15 protein-coding genes are annotated in these 20142 nt (G+C 75.1%); 2 read left to right on the forward strand and 13 right to left on the reverse strand.

Annotated elements, in window-relative coordinates; genetic code table 11:
* Window positions 1-2: 2 nt before the first annotated feature.
* The 12 genes from ADEH_RS08955 to ADEH_RS09010 all read right to left on the reverse strand — a co-directional run bounded on the left by ADEH_RS08955 (window position 3) and on the right by ADEH_RS09010 (window position 14232).
* On the reverse strand, window positions 3-1208 hold the full coding sequence (locus tag ADEH_RS08955) for an aminotransferase class I/II-fold pyridoxal phosphate-dependent enzyme (protein WP_011420780.1): 1206 nt from the start codon (window positions 1206-1208) through the stop codon (window positions 3-5).
* Between the two features lie 50 nt (window positions 1209-1258).
* Entirely contained in the window at window positions 1259-1813 is a 555-nt protein-coding gene (locus ADEH_RS08960) for a hypothetical protein (RefSeq protein ID WP_011420781.1), read from the reverse strand.
* Window positions 1814-1823: 10 nt separating this feature from the next.
* The gene (locus ADEH_RS08965; RefSeq protein WP_011420782.1) at window positions 1824-2453 is read right to left on the reverse strand and encodes a protein-L-isoaspartate(D-aspartate) O-methyltransferase; all 630 of its coding nucleotides are present in this window, start codon (window positions 2451-2453) and stop codon (window positions 1824-1826) included.
* Between the two features lie 85 nt (window positions 2454-2538).
* On the reverse strand, window positions 2539-5241 hold the full coding sequence (gene recG / locus ADEH_RS08970) for an ATP-dependent DNA helicase RecG (RefSeq protein WP_041453444.1): 2703 nt from the start codon (window positions 5239-5241) through the stop codon (window positions 2539-2541).
* A 27-nt stretch (window positions 5242-5268) separates the two neighbouring features.
* Window positions 5269-5769 (reverse strand): transcription elongation factor GreA, encoded by a 501-nt coding sequence (gene greA, locus ADEH_RS08975; protein ID WP_011420784.1) that lies wholly within the window; start codon window positions 5767-5769, stop codon window positions 5269-5271.
* 127 nt (window positions 5770-5896) lie between these two features.
* Window positions 5897-9130 carry a carbamoyl-phosphate synthase large subunit gene (carB, locus tag ADEH_RS08980; protein ID WP_011420785.1) on the reverse strand — a complete coding sequence of 1078 codons (3234 nt, stop codon included), beginning with the start codon at window positions 9128-9130 and terminating at the stop codon, window positions 5897-5899.
* Window positions 9131-9265: 135 nt separating this feature from the next.
* The gene (locus ADEH_RS08985) at window positions 9266-9691 is read right to left on the reverse strand and encodes a cyclic nucleotide-binding domain-containing protein (protein WP_041453445.1); all 426 of its coding nucleotides are present in this window, start codon (window positions 9689-9691) and stop codon (window positions 9266-9268) included.
* A gap of 126 nt (window positions 9692-9817) precedes the next feature.
* Complete coding sequence (locus tag ADEH_RS08990) at window positions 9818-11020, reverse strand: pyridoxal phosphate-dependent aminotransferase (protein WP_011420787.1); 1203 nt, start codon at window positions 11018-11020, stop codon at window positions 9818-9820.
* Window positions 11021-11167: 147 nt separating this feature from the next.
* Entirely contained in the window at window positions 11168-11662 is a 495-nt protein-coding gene (gene coaD, locus ADEH_RS08995) for a pantetheine-phosphate adenylyltransferase (protein WP_011420788.1), read from the reverse strand.
* Between the two features lie 19 nt (window positions 11663-11681).
* Entirely contained in the window at window positions 11682-12221 is a 540-nt protein-coding gene (gene rsmD, locus ADEH_RS09000; RefSeq protein WP_011420789.1) for a 16S rRNA (guanine(966)-N(2))-methyltransferase RsmD, read from the reverse strand.
* Complete coding sequence (locus tag ADEH_RS09005; protein WP_011420790.1) at window positions 12218-13147, reverse strand: hypothetical protein; 930 nt, start codon at window positions 13145-13147, stop codon at window positions 12218-12220. Before ADEH_RS09005 ends, rsmD begins: the two co-directional genes overlap by 4 nt.
* Window positions 13148-13203: 56 nt before the next feature.
* Window positions 13204-14232 carry a cation diffusion facilitator family transporter gene (locus tag ADEH_RS09010; RefSeq protein WP_011420791.1) on the reverse strand — a complete coding sequence of 343 codons (1029 nt, stop codon included), beginning with the start codon at window positions 14230-14232 and terminating at the stop codon, window positions 13204-13206.
* 127 nt (window positions 14233-14359) lie between these two features.
* Between ADEH_RS09010 and ADEH_RS09015 the strand changes: the two genes are divergently transcribed.
* Together ADEH_RS09015 and ADEH_RS09020 are read left to right on the forward strand one after the other, a co-directional pair.
* Entirely contained in the window at window positions 14360-15322 is a 963-nt protein-coding gene (locus ADEH_RS09015; RefSeq protein WP_011420792.1) for an alpha/beta fold hydrolase, read from the forward strand.
* The gene (locus ADEH_RS09020) at window positions 15319-18384 is read left to right on the forward strand and encodes a BamA/TamA family outer membrane protein (protein ID WP_011420793.1); all 3066 of its coding nucleotides are present in this window, start codon (window positions 15319-15321) and stop codon (window positions 18382-18384) included. The genes ADEH_RS09015 and ADEH_RS09020 overlap by 4 nt, the downstream gene beginning before the upstream one ends.
* On the opposite strand, the gene ADEH_RS09025 is transcribed toward ADEH_RS09020, so the two are convergent.
* Entirely contained in the window at window positions 18381-20099 is a 1719-nt protein-coding gene (locus ADEH_RS09025; protein ID WP_049760078.1) for an HNH endonuclease signature motif containing protein, read from the reverse strand. The genes ADEH_RS09020 and ADEH_RS09025 overlap by 4 nt on opposite strands.
* Window positions 20100-20142: the final 43 nt, after the last annotated feature.

A 20142-nucleotide genomic window follows, 5' to 3' on the forward strand; every position in this document is an offset into this window, starting at 1 on the left:
CGCTACCGCCCGCCCGGGCCCTTCTTGAGGAACTTCTCGATCCGCTCGGCGGCGAGCTGCACGCGCGGCTCGTCCACGATGAGCGCGATGCGGACGCTGCCCTCGCCGGCCGGGCCGAAGCCGATGCCGGGGGCGACCGCCACGCCGGCCTCGTCGATGAGGCGCTTGCAGAACTCCAGCGAGCCGAGCTGGCGGAACGGCTCGGGGATGGGCGCCCAGGCGAACATCGAGGCGGCCGGCGCCGGCACCTGCCAGCCGGCCGCGCCGAAGTGGCGGACCAGCGCGTCGCGGCGGACCCGGTACTTCTCGCGGATCTTCACCACCTCGTCGTCGCACTCGTCGAGCGCGGTCATGGCGGCCGCCTGCACCGCGCCGAACAGGCCGTAGTCGAGGTAGCTCTTCACCCGCGCCGCCGCGGCCACCAGCGCCGGGTTGCCGGCGCAGAAGCCGACGCGCCAGCCCGGCATGTTGTAGCTCTTCGACAGCGACATGAACTCGAGCGTGCGGTCGCGCGCGCCCGGCACCGCCAGCATCGACGGCGCCTTCGGGCCGTCGAAGACGATGTCGCAGTAGGCCAGGTCGGACACGATGAACATGTCCCGCGCCTCGGCGAACCGGACGATCTTCTCGAACAGCTCCTGCGTGCCGACGGCCGCGGTCGGGTTCGCGGGGAAGTTCACCACCAGGCCCTTCGGCCGCTTCTCGGCCCGCTCGGCCGCGGCCACCAGCGACTCGAAGAAGTCCACGCCCGGGCCCACCGCCACCGGCAGCGACTCCGCGCCGGCCAGCACCGCGCCGAACGCGTGGATGGGATAGGTCGGCGCCGGCGCGAGGACCGTGTCGCCCTCGGAGAGCATCGCGATGAGGGCGTGCCCGATGCCCTCCTTCGAGCCGATGGTGACGAGCACCTCGCGCTCGGGATCGACCTCGACGCCGTGGCGGCGCTTCCACCAGCGCGACACCGACGCCCGCAGCTCCGGCAGGCCGCGCGGGTTCAGGTACCGGTGGAGCTTCGGGTCGCCGACCGCGCTGCGCAGCCGCTCCACGATCCGGTCCGGCGTGGCGCCGTCCGGATTGCCCATGGAGAAGTCCACCACGTCCACGCCGCGGGCGATGGCCTCGTCGCGCAGGCGGTCGGTGACGGTGAAGACGTACGGCGGCAGGCGCTTGACGCGCGCAAAGGCCTCGGGGTCGTTGAAGGTCTTCATGGCGGGACCCGCCAATTTGCCGGGACGCGCGCCGAATGGCAAGCGCCGAGCTACCCGGCCGTGACGGGGGCGCGTGCCCCGCAAGCGGGACATGACCCGGAGGTCACCACCCAGGCGCCGCAGCCGCAGCGCCAGCCGGCCGGGCCGGCCTCGACGGGCGCGCCGCCGGCCAGCGGCAGCCGCATCCCGCAGCGACCGCAGAGCCGCTCCCCCGGCATCGCCGGCGTCCGGCAGTAGCGGCACGTCACGAACGCCGGCAGCGGCGTGCGCTCCGCGTCGGGGAGCTCCGCCCCGGTCCGCTCGACGTCCGGCGCGGGGGCGACGTCCACCTCGACCGGCGCGGCGCGCGTCGGCTCCAGCGCCTCCGCCAGGCCGTCCGGCGGCGGCGGCGGCAACGGGGGGAAGGCCTCCTCGCCCACCCGCGTCGGCTCCAGCCCGGGCACGCTGTCGTCCTGCGCCTGGACCGCCGCGAACAGCGTCGGCTCCAGGCCGTCGAGCGGCGGCACCTCGTCCCCGGCCACGCCGTGGAGGGCGAGGCGCTTGCCGCACACCTCGCACTCGGAGCCGAGGGCCTGGGGGTGGTCGCAGACGGGGCAGACGATCATGCGCGCGGGATCATACCGCAGGCGGGAGGTGCGTGAGCGGGACGAAGCGCACGGGGAGGAGGTCCTCGATCTCCTCGATCCCGTCCGCGGCGCGCTCCAGCACGCGGAGCACCTGCTCCGACTCCGCCTCACCCACCGGCAGCACCATCCGTCCGCCCGGCGCGAGCTGCGCCCGGAGCGGCGGCGGGACCTGCGGCGCGGCGGCGGTGACGAGGATGCGATCGAACGGCGCGGCCTCCGGCCAGCCCAGCGCGCCGTCGCCCTCGCGCAGGTGGACGTTCGCGAGCCCGAGGTCGCCGAGCAGCAGCGCGCGCGCCCGCGCCGCCAGCCCGGGGACGATCTCCACCGACCAGACCTCGCCGGCGAGCCGCGCCAGCAGCGCGGTCTGGTAGCCCGAGCCGGTGCCGACCTCGAGCACCCGCTCGCCGCCGTCGAGCCCGAGCGCCTCGGTCATGAACGCGACCACGAACGGCTGCGAGATGGTCTGGCCGAAGCCGATGGGCAGCGGCCGGTCGGCGTAGGCCTCGGCCACGAGGTGCGGCGGCACGAAGCGGGCGCGATCGAGCTCCGCGATCGCGTCGAGGACGCGCCGGTCGCGGATGCCCATGTGGCCGAGCCACTCGGCGAGCTCCCTGCTCACGCCCGATGCTAGGCACTCCCGCGCCGCGCCCGCGAGGTGGCGCGCCGCCGCCGTCCGCCGGGGCGAGCCCGCCGGGGGCGGCTCGCTACCCGACCTGCGCCAGCGAGAGCCGCCCGGCCCAGCGGCCGGCGAGCGCCTCGCGCGCCGCGGCGTGCTCCGGGCGGGCGAGGTCCGGGTCGCGCTCCACCAGGCCGAACGCCTCCTCGCGCGCCTCCTCGAGGATGGCCTCGTCGCGGTACAGGTCGGCGACGTCGAGCAGCTTCTGCCCGGACTGCCGGGTGCCGAGCAGCTCGCCGGGGCCCCGGATGCGCAGGTCCACCCGCGCGATCTCGAAGCCGTCCTGCGTCTCCTCCATGGCCCGCAGCCGCTCGCGCGCCTCGTCGCCGGCGCGGCGGAAGTGCGCGAGCAGCAGGCAGAAGCTCTTCGCCGCGCCGCGCCCCACCCGGCCCCGGAGCTGGTGGAGCTGCGACAGGCCGAAGCGCTCGGCGTGCTCGACGATCATGACGCTCGCGTTCGGCACGTCCACGCCCACCTCGATGACGGTGGTCGCCACCAGCACCTGGAGCTCGCCCGCGCGGAAGCGGTCCATGACCCGCTGCTTCTCGTCGGGCTTCATCCGCCCGTGCAGCAGCCCGATCTCGTGGCCCGGGAACACCTTCGCCAGCTCGGTCGCGCCGGTGGTCGCGTCGGCGAGGTCGGTCTTCTCCGACTCCTCCACCAGCGGGTAGACCACGTACACCTGCCGGCCCGCCTCCAGCTCGCCGCGCGCGAGCGCGTAGGCCGCCTTCCGCTGCGAGTCGCCGAACAGCCGCGTGGTCACCGGGGTGCGGCCCGGCGGCAGCTCGCCGATCTTGGACTGGTCGAGGTCGCCGTAGAACGCGAGCGCCAGCGTGCGCGGGATGGGCGTCGCGGTCATGACCAGCACGTCCGGACGGCGCCCCTTGGAGATGAGCGAGGCCCGCTGCATCACGCCGAAGCGGTGCTGCTCGTCCACCACCACCAGGCCGAGCCGCTCGAACCCGACCGCCTGCTCCAGCAGCGCGTGCGTCCCCACCGCGATGCGCGCCCTGCCCTCGGCCACCGCCGCGCGCGCCTCGCGCTGCCCCTTGCCGCGCGCGCTCGCGCCCACCAGCGCCACCTCGACCCCGCGCCCCTCCAGCCAGCGCGAGAGCGTGCGCGCGTGCTGCCCGGCCAGGATCTCGGTCGGCACCATGAGCGCCGCCTGCCAGCCCGACCGGACCGCCAGCATCATGGCGGCGAACGCGACCGCGGTCTTGCCGCTGCCGACGTCCCCCTGCAGCAGGCGGTTCATGGGCTCGGGCTCCGCCATGTCCCGGGCGATCTCGGCGAGCGCGCGCTCCTGGGCGCCGGTGAGCCGGAACGGCAGCGGCTCGACCGCGCGGGCCAGCGCCGCCGGCGAGGCGTCGAACGCGATCCCGGCCTCGGCGCGCACGCCGCGCCGCCGCATCGCCAGCGCGAGCTGGAGGAAGAACAGCTCCTCGAACACGAGCCGCCGGAACGCGGGGGTGACCCGCTCGGCCGCGCGGAGCGGGTCGGTGCCCGGCGGCGGGAAGTGCGCCTCGCGCAGCGCCTCGGCGCGTCCGACGAGCTCCCGGCGGGCGCGGAGGTCCGCCGGCAGGTCGTCCACCGCCGCCGGCACGAGCTCGTCCACCAGCCGCTTCATCAGCTTGCGGAGCGCCGGGTGCTGGTAGTCGGCCGGCCCCGGGTAGACGGGCACGATGCGGCCGAAGTTCGCGGAGTCGCCGGCCTGGACCTTCTCCACCTCCGGCTGGCTCATCTGCCGCCGCGCGCCGAAGCCCTCCGTCACCTTGCCGGAGCAGAGCAGCGACTCGCCCGCCGCGAACTGCTTCAGCCGCCAGGGCGGCGGGTTGAAGAAGACGAGCTCCAGCGCGGAGCCGCCCTCCTGCACGCCGACCTTGAGCAGCGGCTTCCCGCTCCGCATGCGCTGGATGCGCACGTGGGCCACGGTCCCGAGCACGGTCGCCTCGTCCCCCACCCGCAGCTCGGAGATGCGGCGCAGCGCGGTCCGATCCTGGTAGGCGCGCGGCCACAGCTCCAGCGCCGCCTCGACCGTCTCGCGCCCGCGCTCCTCCAGCAGCGCGCGCGGCGCCGGGTGGACCCGCGGCAGGTCGGCGAGGCGGGTGGCGAGGCGCCGGCGGCGGGCGGCGCGCTCCTCCGCCGTGCGCGCGTCCGGGAGCGGGTGCCAGGGCGGATCCGGCGGGAGCGGCGCGCGGGGCGCGGGCTCGGCGACCGGGGCGGGCTCGCGGGTCGAAGCGCGCGGGGCGGGCTCGCGGGTCGGGCGCGGGGCGGGCTTGGTGATCGAAGCGCGCGGAGCAGACTCCGCGACCGGCGGCGAGGCCTTTGCGACGGGCGGCGGCGGCACGCCACCGGGGCGGGCCTCGGCCTCCACGCGCGCGGCGCGCGCGAGCGCCCGCAGCTCCTCCGGGACCGGGATGAGCGCGGCGAGGTCGGCGGCGATTCGCGCGAGCGCCTTGCGGCGGGCGGCCAGCGGGAGCCCGTCGAAGCCCTCCGCCTCGAGCTCCAGCCGGCGCAGCGCGGGCGAGTCGCCGGCGCCGGCCGCGCGGGCGCGCGAGACCGCGCCGCGCACCGTCTCGCCGAAGCCCGCCAGCCGCGGCGCGCCGGCGAAGCCGTCCTTCACCGCGAAGCGGAGCGGCGGCAGGAGCGCCTCGAGCGCGCGCGCCGCCGCGGCGCCGGGGAGGTCCCCCTCCTGGCGCGGATCCGCCGGGCCGCCCTGCTTGCGCTCCACGGCGGCGAGGCTACCAGCCGGGTCCGACTACTCGGACTCCGTCGGCAGCTCCTCCTCCACGAACGCGACCGACTGGATCTCGTACTCCTTCTCGCCGCCGGGCGAGCGGACGACCACCGTGTCGCCTTCGCTGCGCCCGATGAGCGCGCGGGCGATCGGGCTGGTGACCGAGATCTTGCCCTGCTTCAGGTCGGCCTCCAGCTCGCCCACGATGCGGTAGGTCACCTGGTCGCCGGACTCGGTGTCCTCGAGCGAGACGGTCGCGCCGAACACCACGCGGTCGCCGGCGTGCTTGGTGACGTCGATGACCTCGGCGCTGGCGATCCAGTGCTCCACCTGCGCGATCCGGCCCTCGATGTGGCTCTGCTTCTCCTTGGCCGCGTGGTACTCGGCGTTCTCGGAGAGATCCCCGTGCGCACGCGCCTCCGCGATCTCCTTCACGATCTTGGGACGCTCGACGCTCTTGAGCCGCCTCAGCTCATCCTTCAGCCGGACGAGGCCGCCCTTGGTCATGGGGACGCGCTGCATCGTTTCACCTTCCCGAAAAACGAGGACGGCCGACCCCGGAGATGCCCGGAGCGGCCGCGTTCCTCTCCTTCACTAGAGCGCCGCGGAGGCCGTGTCAACGATCCATCGGCCGCCCCGGGCCCCGCCGTCAGCCCCCGTGGTACTCTTGGATGGTGCGCACCGAGGGCGCGCCGCCCCGCGCGGCCTCCATGGCGCCGACCGCCGCGCGCGCGCCGGTGAGCGTCGTGAAGTACGGCAGCCCCTTCATCAGCGTCTCGCGCCGGATGGAGTAGCTGTCCGCGATCTCCTGCTTGCCGGCGGTGGTGTTCACCACGAAGTGCACGTCGCCGTCGATGATGCGGTCCACGATCGACGGGCGGCCCTCGTTCACCTTGCGCACCCGGGTGGTCTCGAGGCCGTGCCCGGCCAGGAACGCGGCGGTGCCGGCGGTGGAGAGCACCTCGAACCCGAGCTTCGCGAGCCGCCGGGCGATGTCCACCACCGCGGGCTTGTCGGCGTCGCGCACCGACACGAACGCGCGCCGCCCCTCGCCGGCCACCGGCAGCGCGTTGCCCGCCGCCGCCTGCGCCTTGAAGAACGCGCGGTAGAAGTCGTCGGAGACGCCCATCACCTCGCCGGTGGACTTCATCTCCGGGCCGAGGACGGTGTCCACCCCGCGGAAGCGCGCGAACGGGAACACCGCCTCCTTCACCGAGGTGTGCCGCGGCCGCCGCGGCGCCGACGCGCCCGCCTCCGCCAGCGTCTTGCCCACCATGCAGAGCGCGCCCGCCTTCGCGAGCGGCAGGCCGGTGGCCTTGCCCACGAACGGCACGGTGCGGCTCGCGCGCGGGTTCACCTCGAGGACGTAGATGTCGTCGCCCTGGATGGCGAACTGCACGTTCATCAGGCCGATGACGCCCAGCTCGCGCGCCATCGCCACCGACTGGCGCTCGATCTCGGCGACGTGCTCGGGGCGCAGGCTGTACGGCGGGAGCGCGCAGGCGGAGTCGCCGGAGTGGATGCCGGCCTCCTCGATGTGCTCCATCACGCCGCCGACGGTGACGTCCCGGCCGTCCGAGACGACGTCCACGTCCACCTCGGCCGCGTCCTTGAGGAAGCGGTCGATGAGCACCGGGCGCTCGTTGGAGGCCTGCACCGCCTCGCGCAGGTAGGTCTCGAGGTCGCGGTCGTCGTAGACGACCTCCATGGCGCGGCCGCCCAGCACGTACGACGGGCGGACCATGGCCGGGTAGCCGATGCGGCGCGCCACCGCGAACGCCTCGTCGGCGCTGCGCGCGACGCCGTTCCGCGGCTGCCGCAGCCCGAGCTTCTCGATGAGCGCGGCGAAGCGCTCGCGGTCCTCGGCGCGGTCGATGGCGTCCGGGGCGGTGCCGAAGATGGGCACGCCGAGCGCGTGGAGCGGCACCGCCAGCTTGAGCGGCGTCTGGCCGCCGTACTGGACGATGAGCCCCTTCGGCTTCTCCACGTGCACGATCTCGAGCACGTCCTCGAGCGTGAGCGGCTCGAAGTACAGGCGGTCGGAGGTGTCGTAGTCGGTCGAGACCGTCTCCGGGTTGCAGTTGACCATGATGGTCTCGAACCCGGCCTTCGACAGCGCGAACGACGCGTGCACGCAGCAGTAGTCGAACTCGATGCCCTGCCCGATGCGGTTCGGGCCGCCGCCCAGGATCATCACCTTCGGCCGGTCGGTCGGGGCCGCCTCGCACTCCTCCTCGTACGTCGAGTAGAGGTAGGGCGTGTAGGCCTCGAACTCGGCCGCGCAGGTGTCCACGCGCTTGAACACCGGGCGGACGCCGAGCGCGTGCCGCGCCTCGCGGACCTCCGCCTCCTTGCGGCCGGCGAGCTGGGCGATGCGCTTGTCGGAGAACCCCATCCGCTTCACCGCGCGGAACGCCTCGGCGGTGGCGGGGACGCCCCGCGCCAGCGTCCGCTCGGTGGCGACGAGCTCCTCCACCTCGCGCAGGAACCACGGGTCCACGTGCGTGAGGCCGTGCACGTCGTCCACGCCGAGGCCGGCGCGGAAGCACTCCGCCAGCCAGAACAGGCGGTGCGCGCGCGGCACGCGCGCCTCGGCGCGGATCCGCTCCACCTCGTCCGGCGCGTACGCGTCGCCCGGGCGCTTGCCGAGCGGCGACTCCAGGCCGCACCGGTCGATCTCCAGGCCGCGGATGGCCTTCTGGAGCGACTCCTGGAACGTCCGGCCGATGGCCATCACCTCGCCCACCGACTTCATCTGCGTGGTGAGGGTGTCGTCGGCGCCGCGGAACTTCTCGAACGCGAAGCGCGGCACCTTCGTGACCACGTAGTCGATGGTCGGCTCGAAGGAGGCCGGCGTGTAGCGGGTGATGTCGTTCTTGATCTCGTCGAGCGTGTAGCCCACCGCCAGCTTCGCGGCGATCTTGGCGATGGGGAACCCGGTGGCCTTGGACGCGAGCGCGGACGAGCGCGACACGCGCGGGTTCATCTCGATGACCACCATGCGCCCGGTCTGCGGGTGGACGCCGAACTGGATGTTCGACCCGCCGGTCTCGACGCCGATCTCGCGGATGATGCGCAGGCCCGCCTCGCGCATCCGCTGGTACTCCTTGTCGGTGAGCGTCTGGGCCGGCGCGACCGTGATGGAGTCGCCGGTGTGCACGCCCATCGGGTCGAAGTTCTCGATCGAGCAGATGATGACGACGTTGTCCTTCCGGTCGCGCATCACCTCGAGCTCGTACTCCTTCCACCCGATGATCGACTCCTCGCAGAGGATCGTGTGCGTCGGGGAGAGCGTCAGCGCGCGCCGCGCCAGCGGCTCGAACTCCTCCAGGTTGTAGGCGACGCCGCCGCCCTCGCCGCCCATGGTGAAGCTCGGGCGGATGATGATCGGGAACCCGATGTCGCGGGCGATGGCCCGCGCCTCCTCCCAGCTCGTGGCGTAGCCGCTCTTGGGCAGCTCCACCCCGACGCGCTCCATCGCCTCCTTGAAGAGGAGCCGGTCCTCGGCCTTCTCGATGGCCTCGAGCGACGCGCCGATGAGCTCGACCCCGTGGCGCGCCAGCGCGCCGTTGCGGGCGAGCGCCACCGCCAGGTTGAGCGCCGTCTGGCCGCCCAGCGTGGGGAGCAGCACGTCCGGCTTCTCGCGCGCCAGGATCAGCTCGGCGGTCTCGGGGGTGATCGGCTCGACGTAGGTCCGGTCGGCGAACCCCGGGTCGGTCATGATGGTGGCCGGGTTGGAGTTGAGGAGCACGACCTCGTACCCCTCCTCCTTCAAGGCCTTGCACGCCTGGGTGCCCGAGTAGTCGAACTCGCAGGCCTGGCCGATGACGATCGGCCCGGAGCCCACGATCATGATCTTCTTGATGTCCGTGCGGCGCGGCATGGGCGCGGAACCTAGCACACACCGCCCCGCCGATGGGACCCCGCCGCGCGCTCCCGCGCACCCGGCCGGCCGCTCCCTCGCCTCCGCCCCGCCTCGCGGCGGGGCCACGCTCGGGACGGGCGGGCGCGCGCTCGATCAGGCGCCGTGAACGGCCTTCTGCCGGGCCGCCCGCGCCGCCTCCAGCAGCTTGCGGAGGCGCGGGAAGCGCTCGGCCATCGCCGCCACCATCGGCGCCGGGAACGCGACCGCCGTGACCGCGGTGCGCGCCACCAGGGCGGCCGGGCGCCCGCCGCCGAGCACCCGCCCCTCGCCGAAGCAGGCGCCGCGCTCGAGCTGGCCGAGCGCCTCGCCGCCGGCGAGCACCTCCGCCCGCCCGTCCATCAGCAGGTAGAAGCCGTCGTCGTCCTCGGCGGAGACGGTCTCCCCGGCGGCGGCGTCCACCGCGCGGGCGAGCTGCACGAGGTCGCGGAGCGCGTCCGGGTCGAGCGACCGGAACAGCAGGCTCGACTCCACGAAGGCGGTGGTCGCGAGGTCTCCCCACACCTCCCGAGGCGCGTCCATGGGCCGGCAGGCTAGCACACGCCCCCTCGTTCGGCGGGTGGGATTCCCGCCGCCCGCCCCCCCCGAAGGCACGGCGCCCCGCGCGGCCCGGAGGCCGGCGGGGCGCCGGGGGCGTGCGTCGGCGGGCTACTTCAGGCTCTTCGCCATCTCCGCGATGCGATCGCAGCCCTTGTCGATCTGCTCCATCGAGGTGGCGAACGACAGGCGCATGTAGCCGGGCGCGCCGAACGCGGAGCCGGGGACCGCGGCCACCAGGTGCTTCTCGAGCAGCAGGTCGATGAGCTTGTCGTCGGTGCCGAGCGGCGCGCTCGCGCCGGGGGCGGCCCGCTTCAGCAGCTCGCCGACGTACGGGAACGCGTAGAACGCGCCGCCCGGGTCGAAGCAGCGGACGCCGTCGATGGCGTTCAGGCGGCCGACGATGTGCTTGCGCCGCTCGTCGAACGTCCTGCGCATCTTCTCGACCTCGTCGCCCACGCCGGGGAGCGTGAGCGCGCCGAGCGCCGCCTTCTGCGAGATCGAGGCGGGGTTGGACGTCGAGTTGTCCTGGAGCTTCTGCATCGCCGAGATGAGCGCCTGCGGGCCGGCGGTCCAGCCGATGCGCCACCCGGTCATCGAGAACGTCTTGGAGGCGCCGTTCACGAGCGCCACCTGGCCCTGCAGCGACGGGTCGAGGTCGAGGACGTTCTCGAACTTCCCGCGGTAGACGAGCTTGTCGTAGATGTCGTCGGAGACGATGAGGGTCTCGGTGCCCTTCACGCAGGAGATCACCGTCTCGAGCGTGCGGCGGGAGAGCATCGCGCCGGTCGGGTTCGACGGGCTGTTCACGATGACGGCCCGGGTCTTCGGCCCGATCGCCTTGCGGATCTGCTCCGGGGAGGGATCGAAGCCGGTGTCCATGCTGGTCTCGACCAGCACGGGCACGCCGCCCGCCACCCGCACCATGTCCGCGTACGAGACCCAGTACGGCGTGAAGATGACGACCTCGTCGCCGTCGTTCAGCAGCGCCTGGAACAGGTTGTAGAGCGCGTGCTTGCCGCCGCAGGAGACCAGCACCTCGCTCGCCTTGTACGAGACCCGGTGCTCCTGCTGGATGCGGGCCGCGATCGCCTCGCGCAGCTCGACGATGCCGTTCGTGGGCGTGTACTTCGTGAAGCCGGCGTCGATCGCCTTCTTCGCCGCGTCCTTGATCATGGCGGGCGTGTCGAAGTCCGGCTCGCCGGCGCCGAACCCGACCACGTCGATGCCCTTGGACTTCATCTCCCGCGCCTTCGCGGTGATGGCCAGGGTGGGCGACGGCTTGACCACGTCCAGCCGCTTCGCGAGCTTCATGGTTCCGTTCCCTCGGAGAGAAGGTGACCGCCGCCGAGCGTCCGCGGCGTGAAAAAAAGGGAAACGAGAATACCAGAACGGGTGCTCACCGCCAGGGGCGTCGTGGCCGCCCTGCGGCGTTCCCCCGGGCGCGGCGGGCGTCCGCGATCAGGTGCGCGGCGGACGGCCCAGCTTGCGCTGGAGCGCCTCGAGCACGTTCGGCGGCACCAGCCCCTCGACGTTGCCGCCGAACACCGCCACCTCGCGCACGAGCCGCGCCGAGACGAAGAAGTAGTCCTCGCCGGTCATCACGAAGACCGACTCGAACTCCGGCAGCAGCTTCTTGTTCATGTTCGCGAGCTGGAACTCGTACTCGAAGTCCGAGACCGCCCGCAGCCCGCGCAGCACCTTGGGGATGCCGCGCGTGCGCGCGTAGTCCACCATCAGGCCGTCGAAGGAGTCCACCTCGACCCGCGGATCGTTGCCCACGGCCTCGCGGATGAGCGCCTTGCGCTCGTCCACCGTGAACATCGGCGACTTCTGCGGGTTGTTCGCGACCGCGACGACGAGCCGGTCGAACAGGTTCAGCCCGCGCTGGATGATCGCGAGGTGACCGTTGGTGAGCGGGTCGAACGAGCCAGGGTAGATGGCGGCGCGGTTCATGAGGGGTGCGCAGTATCGCTCAGTCGCGCTGGTAGATCGAGATTCCCGTGCCCCCGTACGTGCGCCGATCCGCGAGCGAGAGTGGACCGATCCGGTCCACGGGCGGGCGGCGGGCGTCGTGCTCGGCGACCGCCCGTCCGCCCGGCGCGAGCAGCGGCCCGAGCGCCGCCAGCGCCGCGTCCGGGCCCTCCGCGTAGGGCGGATCGACGAACGCCAGCGCGAACCGCCCCGGCGCGAGCCGCGCCAGCGCCTCCGGCACCCGGCCGCGGACCACCTCGACGCGGTCGGCCCAGCCGCAGGTCTCGGCGTTGCGGCGCAGCAGCTCCGCGGTGGGGCGATCCGCCTCGACGCACACGGCGCGCGCGCAGCCGCGCGAGAGCGCCTCCAGCGCCAGCGCGCCGGTGCCGGCGTAGAGATCGAGCACGTCGCCGCCGTCGAAGAACTGGCCGAGCAGGTTGAACACCGCGCCCCGGACCTTGTCGCTGGTGGGGCGCGTCCCCTGCCCCTTCGGCACGGCCAGCCGCCGGCCGCGCGCGGTCCCGGCGATGATGCGCGTCACGCGCGGTCCTCGGCGAGCCGGGCCTCCAGCGCCCGCCCCAGCCCGCGCGCGCTGCCCGCCGCGCCGAGCCGCTCGAGGAAGTCCATCACCTCGACGTAGACGCGGGCCTCGCGCCGGTCGGCCTCGTCGGCCCCGCCGCCGAGCGGCGCCCGCGCGCGCGCCGCGGCCGCGCCCCCGTCCTCGCAGGCCTTCACCGGCGAGCCGGCGAGCAGCCCGAGCAGCGGGCGGGACACCGGCCCACGGCGCACGATGGGCACGCCGGCGAGCGCCGCCGAGAGCCGCGCCAGCGCGCCGACCTGGGCGCGCGCGTCCTCCGGGCCGGCCGGCGCCGGGCAGCGCACGCTCGCGACGTCGGGCGGGGCGCCGCTCGCCGCGAGCGCCTCGAACAGCACCGCGGCCTGGCGCGCCGCCGGCACCCCAGGGTCGATCGGCACCACGCAGTCCACGCACACCCCGCGCTCCAGCGCCCCCGCCGCCACCTCGGCGAGCACGCGGGCGCGCTCCTCCGGCGCGACGTCGGAGGCGTCGAGCGCGAGGTGCGTGAGCCCCGCGTCCACCAGGCGCCACGCCTCCTGGCAGGCGCGGTCCACCTGCATGGCCGCCTCGCCGTCCACCCGCACCTCGGCGGAGAGGAAGATGGGCAGCCCGGCCGCGACCTCGTCCGCGGCCGCGGTCACGGTGGCGAACCAGGGCTCCGGCGCGACGCCGGGCGGGAGCGCCAGCCCGAGCGCGCTGCCCAGCTCCTTCGCCGCGACCAGGGCGGCGCGCGCCACCGCCGCGGACGGTGCCGCCACCAGCGGGAGCGCCGTCCCCAGCTCCATGGCCGGGCCCATCAGCTCGCGCAGCGACAGCGGGCAGGCGCCGCTGTGGGGCGGCAACCGGCCGAGCACGCCGGGCGGACGGAACGCGAGGATCCGCGTGAGCACGCCCCTTCATAGCACGCGCGGGCGAGCGCCCGCCCGTCCGCCGCGCGGGGCGGGGGTCAGTGCCGGTGCACGTCGTCCACGTGCGCGTACTCGGCCGACTCGATCTGGAGCGTGGTGTGGTCGATCCCGTAGCGGCGCCGCAGGTCCGCCTTCACCGCGGTGAGGATCTCGTCGTTGCGGCCCATGCTCCCCGCCTCGACCACCAGGTGCGCGGAGAGCGAGAGCATGCCGCTCGAGATCGTCCAGATGTGCAGGTCGTGCACGGCGACGACGCCCGGACAGCACTCCATCTGCGCGCCGATGATCCCGGCGTCGAGGTGCGCGGGCACGCTCTCCATCAGGATGTCGGTGATCTCGAGGATGAGGCGCACCGCGCCCCAGAGGATGAGGAGCGCGATCGCGAGCGAGAGCACCGGGTCGATCCAGCGGAGGTCCGGGCGGATGCCCATCACCACCGCGCCCGCCAGGATCGCCACCGAGGAGATGGTGTCGGAGACGACGTGCAGGAACGCCGAGCGCGCGTTGAGGGAGTGCTCGCCGTGCAGGAACCAGAGGATGGCGAGGTTCGCGGCGAGGCCGACGCCGGCCACGAACGCCATGAGCTCGAGCCGGATGGGCGGTCCCGGGTCGCGCAGCCGCTGGATCGCCTCCCAGGCGATCCAGCCCGAGAGCACCACCAGCGCGCCCACGTTGAGCTGCGCCCCGAGCACCTCGGCGCGGCGGTAGCCGAAGGTGCGCTTGTCGTCGGCGGGCCGCGTGGAGAGCCAGGCGGCGACGAGCGCGAGCCCGAGCGCGCCCGCGTCGGTGAGCATGTGGCCGGCGTCGGAGACGAGCGCGAGCGAGCCCGACATCCAGCCGCCCACCGCCTCGGCGATCATGATGGTGGCGGTGAGCCCGAGCGAGATGCCGAGCCGCCGCAGGCTGGTCCCCGCCCCGTGCGCGCCGTGCTGGTGCGCCCGCTCGTGATCGGCGTGGTGGAGGCCGCAGGCGCCCTGCTGCTCGCCGGGCCACTCCCGGGCCCCTCCCGGCCCCGCCGTGGACGAGGGCTCGTGCGCTCCGTGGACGTGCGGGTGGCCGTGCGACATTCCGCTTGAACCTCCGGGCCGTGCAGTCTACGCCATGCTCCATGGACGCGCACGCGCGGGCGGCGCGGCAAGCCCCGCCGCATCGCGCGCGGGCGCGCCCGCCGCCGGCGCCACGCACGGGGACTCGATGGAACGCACCGAGGCACAGGAGGCCATCGCCCGCGACGGCACGCGCCTCCACTGGACCAACCACGGCGCCGGCGAGCCCGCGGTGGTGCTGACCGACGGCATCGGCTGCGCCGGCTACGTCTGGCGGGCGCTCGAGCCCGCGCTCGCCGGCCGCCACCGGACCATCCACTGGAACTACCGCGGCCACGGCCTGAGCGCCCCGCCCGCCGACCCGGCCCGGGTCGGCCTGGAAGACTGCGTGGACGACCTGCTGGCGGTGCTCGACGCCGCCGGCGAGCGATCGGCCGTGATCGCCGGCCACTCCATGGGCGTGCAGGTCGCGCTCGAGCTGCACCGGCGGGCCCCCGGGCGCGTGCGGGCGCTCGTGCTGGTGTGCGGCGCGCCCGGCCGGCCCATCGACACGTTCCACGACTCGCCCGTGCTCCGGCTGGCGTTCCCGTTCGCGCGGGCGCTGGTGGAGCGGTTCCCCGAGGCGGTGCGGACCGGGTTCCGGGTGCTCCTCCCGAGCGAGCTCGCCATGCAGTACGCGCTGCAGTTCGAGGTGGACCGCGACCGCGTGCAGCGCGCCGACCTCACCCGCTACTTCGACGACCTCTCGCGCGTGGAGCCCACGCTGTTCGTGCGCATGCTCGCCTCCGCCGCCGAGCACGACTGCCTGCCCCACCTCCACGAGGTGGACGTGCCGACGCTCGTCGTCGCCGGCGAGCGCGACTCGTTCACGCCGCTCCGCCTCTCCGAGCGCATGCACGCGGAGATCCCCGGCAGCGAGCTGCTGGTCGTGCCCGGCGGCACGCACGTCGCGCCGCTGGAGGCGCCCGATCTCGTGGCGGAGCGCGTGCTCGGGTTCCTCGACGCGCGCGTGCCGCCGCCCCGTGCCCGCAAGCGCGGTCCGCCCGCCCCGAAGCGCGGCCGTCCCGCCGCCAAGCGCCGCCGTCCCGCCGCGGCCCGGCGCCCCGAGTGACCGCCCCCGCGCCCCGCGACGCCCGCCCGGCGGGCCGCGCCCCTCCGCGCCGCGCGCCCGGCGCCGCGATCGCCGTCGCCGTCGCCGTCGCCGTCGCCCTGGCCTGCGCCGCCGCGCTCGCGCTCTTGCCCGCCGCCGCGCGCGCCCAGCTCTACGACCCGGCGTTCCGGTGGCGGACGATCGAGACCCCGCACTTCCGCGTGCACCACCACCAGGGCGAGGAGGCGCTCGCGCAGGAGGTGGCTCGCGCCGCCGAGCGCGCGCACGCGATCCTCTCGCCCGTGCTCGGCTTCGCGCCGCGGGAGCGCACCGAGGTCGTCCTCTCCGACGACACCGACGACGCGAACGGCCTCGCCACGCCGCTGCCGTACGACACCATCCGGCTCTACGCCGTCCCGCCGCCCGGGCTCTCCGAGCTGAACGACTACCGGGACTGGGTCTCCAGCCTGGTGTTCCACGAGTACGTCCACATCCTGCACCTCGACCACGTCGGCGGGCTGCCCGCGCTCGCGAACATGGTGTTCGGCAAGCTGTTCGTGCCGAACGGCCTCACGCCGAGCTGGATGGCCGAGGGGCTCGCGGTGCTGCACGAGGCCGACGGCGAGGCCGTGGCAGGCACCGGCCGCAACGCCAGCGCCATCCACGACATGTACGCGCGGGCGCTCGCGCTCGACGGCCCGTTCCCGCGGCTCGACCAGATCTCGAACCCCATGCTCGAGTGGCCGCTCGGCTCCGCCCCGTACCTGCTCGGCGGGCGCTTCATGGCGTTCCTGCGGGCCCGGTACGGCGACGCCGCCATCGCCGCGTTCGTCGCCGACCAGGGCTCGCAGGTGTGGCCGTACGCGCCGAGCTGGGCCGGCGCCCGCGCGTTCGACGGGCGGGACTTCCCCTCGCTCTGGGCCGAGTACGCCGAGGAGGAGCGGCGCCACGCCGAGGCCGTTCGCGCCCGGGTCCACGAGCGTCCCGTGACCGTGCCCACCCGCCTCACGCGCGCCGGTGGGCGGGTGGAGACGCCGCGCTGGTCGCCCGACGGGAGCTACCTCGCGTACCAGAAGCGCGACCTCGACCGCCGGCCCGGCACGTACCGCGTGACGCCCGCCGGCGCCGACCTCGGGCTCGCGATCACCGTGGACGCGAACGGCGCGCTCTCGCTCGCCTCGCCGCGGGAGGCGGTGGTGGCGATCGGCGAGGTCTGGCGCCTGCACCGGACCTACGACGACCTGTGGGCGGTGGACCTCGTGCGCGGCGCGCGGCGCCGGCTCACCGACGGCGAGCGCGCCGGCGATCCCGCCGTCGTGCCCGGCGGCGGCGCGGTGGTGTACGTGCGCCACGAGGCCGGCGGGCGGATGGCGCTGGTGCGGCGGAGCCTCCCGCCCGCGCCCATGGTCCCCGAGGACGTGACGCTCCGTGAACGGCGCGACGAGCTGGCGGTCCCTCCTCCCGCGCAGGTCGAGGTGCTGTTCGCCCGCCCCGGCGCGCAGGTCTACGCGCCCGCGCCGTCGCCCTCGCCCGACGGCCAGCGGATCGCGTTCGAGCTGCAGGAGGGCGGGCGGCGCGATCTCGCGCTGTGGGAGCACGGCGAGCTCCGGCGCGTCACCGACGACGACGCCCTCGACACCGGGCCCGCCTGGACGCCCGACGGCAGGTACCTCCTGTTCGCCTCCGACCGCGGCGGCGTCTACGACCTGTACGCGTGGGAAGCCGCCACCGGTGCGATCCGCCAGGTGACGAACGTGGAGACCGGCGCGTTCCAGCCCGCCGTGTCGCCCGACGGGAAGACCATCGCGTTCGTCACGTTCGGCCGCGACGGCTACGACGTGGCGACCGTGCCGTTCGATCCCGCCACCTGGCTCGACCCGACCCCCTCGCAGCCCGCGCCCGCGGCAAGCGCCGTGCCCCCCGGGGCGCCCGCGCCCCTGCCCTCGCGTCCGTACCGCGCGCTCGAGACCGTCGGCCCGAGGTGGTGGCTGCCGCTGTGGGGCAGCGACGGCGCCGGGAGCATCTACGGCGCCATGACCGGCGGCACCGACGTGCTCGCGCGGCACGCGTGGGCGCTGCAGGCGTGGTGGAGCGAGGGCGGGCGCGAGCCCGGGTACGCGTTCTCGTACCAGGGCGGCTGGTCGTGGCCGACGATCGATCTCTCGTCGGTGCGGTACTTCGACTCCGCGCCCGGCGGCCGCGGCGTCGAGTCGGTGTGGACGCCGCTCGCCGCCGGCCTCGGCTTCACGTTCCCCGGGCTCGCCGACACGCTCAGCTTCCGGCTCGGCTGGGCCGGGACGTCGTACGACGTGCTCGGCGAGACGCGCCGCGCGCCCACCTCGGACTGGCTCGAGTGGCGCGACGGGTATCTCTCCGAGGCGTCCTTCCGCGCCGTGTACAGCGACGCGCGCCGCTACGTGCGCTCCATCTCGCCCGAGGAGGGCCGGACCGTGGCGCTGACCGTGCGCGCCGCCGACCCCACCATCGGCAGCGACTTCGGCCTCGCGCGGGCGCGCCTGAGCGTCGCCCAGTACCTGCGGGTCCCCGGCACGCGCCACACCGTGCTCGCGCTCCGGCTCGCCGGCGGCGTGGCGGAAGGGTCCATCGGCGGGCGGGCGCCGTACGAGCTCGGCGGGGCCGCCACGGTGGACCCCGTGGCCGTGGTGATGCAGACCGCCGGCGTCGCGCCAGACCAGCTCCGCGGCTACCCGTACGGCTGGCTCGCCGGGACCGCGTTCGCGCTCGGGAACCTCGAGCTGCGCGTCCCGCTGCTCGCGCCCGTGCGCGGGTACTCCACCTGGCCCGTGTTCCTGCGGCGGGTGCACGGCAGCGTGTTCGTGGACGCCGGCGACGCGTTCGACCTCCCCGGCGAGCTGCCCTTCGCCGGCCACCCGTTCTCGTGGAAGGAGGTGCGCTTCGCCGCCGGCGCCGAGCTCCGCGCCGAGCTCGTGCTCGGGTACTGGCTGCGGACCGACCTGCGCCTCGGCCTCGCCCACGGGTTCGGCCGGCTGCTGGCTGGAGAGTGGCGCGAGCCCGGCGTGGACCCCGTCACCGCGTACGTCACGGTTGGCCAGTCGTTCTAGCCGGGCCCGGATCCCGGTCCCGATCCCGACCCCGGGAACTTCCACACGAGCGCGTGCGGCGCCCGGCCGCGCACGCGCAGGAAGCCCCCGTGGACCGCGACGAGGTGGTGCGGCGCGCAGAGCGAGGCGAGGTTCCAGGGTTCGTCCGGTCCGCCCCGGGCGCGCTGCCACACGTGGTGCGCGTGGTCCGCCGCGCGCGTGCACCCCGGGACCAGGCAGCGCCCGCCGTCGCGCTCCAGGACCCGCCGCGCCCGCGTGCGCCGGCCGCGCAGCAGCGGTTTCCAGGTGTCGATGAAGTGCCGCGCGATGATCCCCAGGCACTCGCCGTCCCGGACCCGGCTCCCCGCGGCCAGGCGGGCCGCGCCCAGGGCCGCGTCGAGCAGCTCCACCACGCCCGCGGGCAGCCGGGCCTTCCACGCCCGGCGTGAACACATCTGCGCGTCCTCGGCTGCCTCCGCCTCGCGCCGGAGGGCCGCACAGGGCGTGGTCTCCGCGCGCGCGATCCACGCCTCGACCGTGTCCTCGTCCGCCGCGCTCGCGATGACGACCGCCTTCCCGTAGCTCACGCGCCCCTCCGCGAGGGCGGCCCGGAGCGGCGGCAGCTCGTACAGGCGCCGCTCGAGCGCGATGCGCTGCTCGACCGCGCGGAGCGACATGCCCAGCCGCTCGGCGCAGTAGTGGCCGAAGGAGGCGAAGCCCGCCTCGCGCCAGAGGCCCAGCGTGCGCATGAGCAGGCCCAGGTGGCCCACCAGCGCGTCCCAGCGCGTGCGCATCGCCGCCCACTCGCGCAGGCGCGCGTCCAGCGCATGCACGTCGCCCGGCGCCAGCGCGTCCCCCAGCTCCGGCGCCGGCAGCGGCTCCAGCCGCTCCAGGTAGCTCCAGCGCTCCGTTTCCTGCTCCAGCGCGAGCCGCGCCGCGTCCCACCACTCGCTGCCCCGGCCCCACGGAGCGCCTTCCAGCGCGCCCGCCGCCGCGGCCGCGGCCTCCGGGTCGAGGTCCTCGAGGCGAAGCCGCTCCGGCTCCGGGTGCGAGCCGAGGTACTCCTGGCAGATCGCCTCGAGCCGTTGCCACGGCTGCGCCGTCGCGCCCAGCGAGGCGCCCGCCAGCGAGAGCGCCTCGCGGAGCGCCGCGCGGTCCGGCTCGGAGATCTCGAGCTCCAGCGGCACCAGCCGTTCGGCGGCCTCCCCCACGTCCGCCGTGCCGCGGCCGCCGCTTGCCTCGTCCCGCACCGCCACCGCGAGCGCCCGGACCGTCTCGACCCGCGCCCGCGCCACCCAGCGCTCCTCGTCCGGTCCCCGCGCCACGCCCAGGACCGCCTGCGCCTTGCGCAGCGTCACCTCGCCCGCGCGCACCGCCGCGTCGAGCAGCGGGCGCTCGTCCAGGCCGGCCGAGAGCCGCGCCAGCCGCCGGGAGGTGGACTCCGGGAGTCCCAGCCGCTCGCGCGCGTAGTCGCCCAGGCTCGAGTAGCCCAGCCGCAGCGGACCGCCGGCCTTCTCGATCGCACGCAGCCCCCGGCCCAGCGCCACGTCCAGCGCCCCCGCGCCCCGGGCCACCCATGCCAGCAACCCGTCGATCAGCTCCGCCGCCTCCGGCCGGAGGACGAACCGCCGCTCGGTCGGCCGCGGAACCTCCAGCACCCAGGCCTGCGCCGCGAGCGCCTCCAGTCCCGGCGGGCAGTCAAGCGGCTGGATTTCCTGGCGAACGTTCGCGTCCACGCCACGAGGCGTAGCACGCGCGTCTGACACTCGGAGCGAAGGC

It is taken from the genome of Anaeromyxobacter dehalogenans 2CP-C, assembly GCF_000013385.1.
Classification (GTDB): domain Bacteria; phylum Myxococcota; class Myxococcia; order Myxococcales; family Anaeromyxobacteraceae; genus Anaeromyxobacter; species Anaeromyxobacter dehalogenans_B.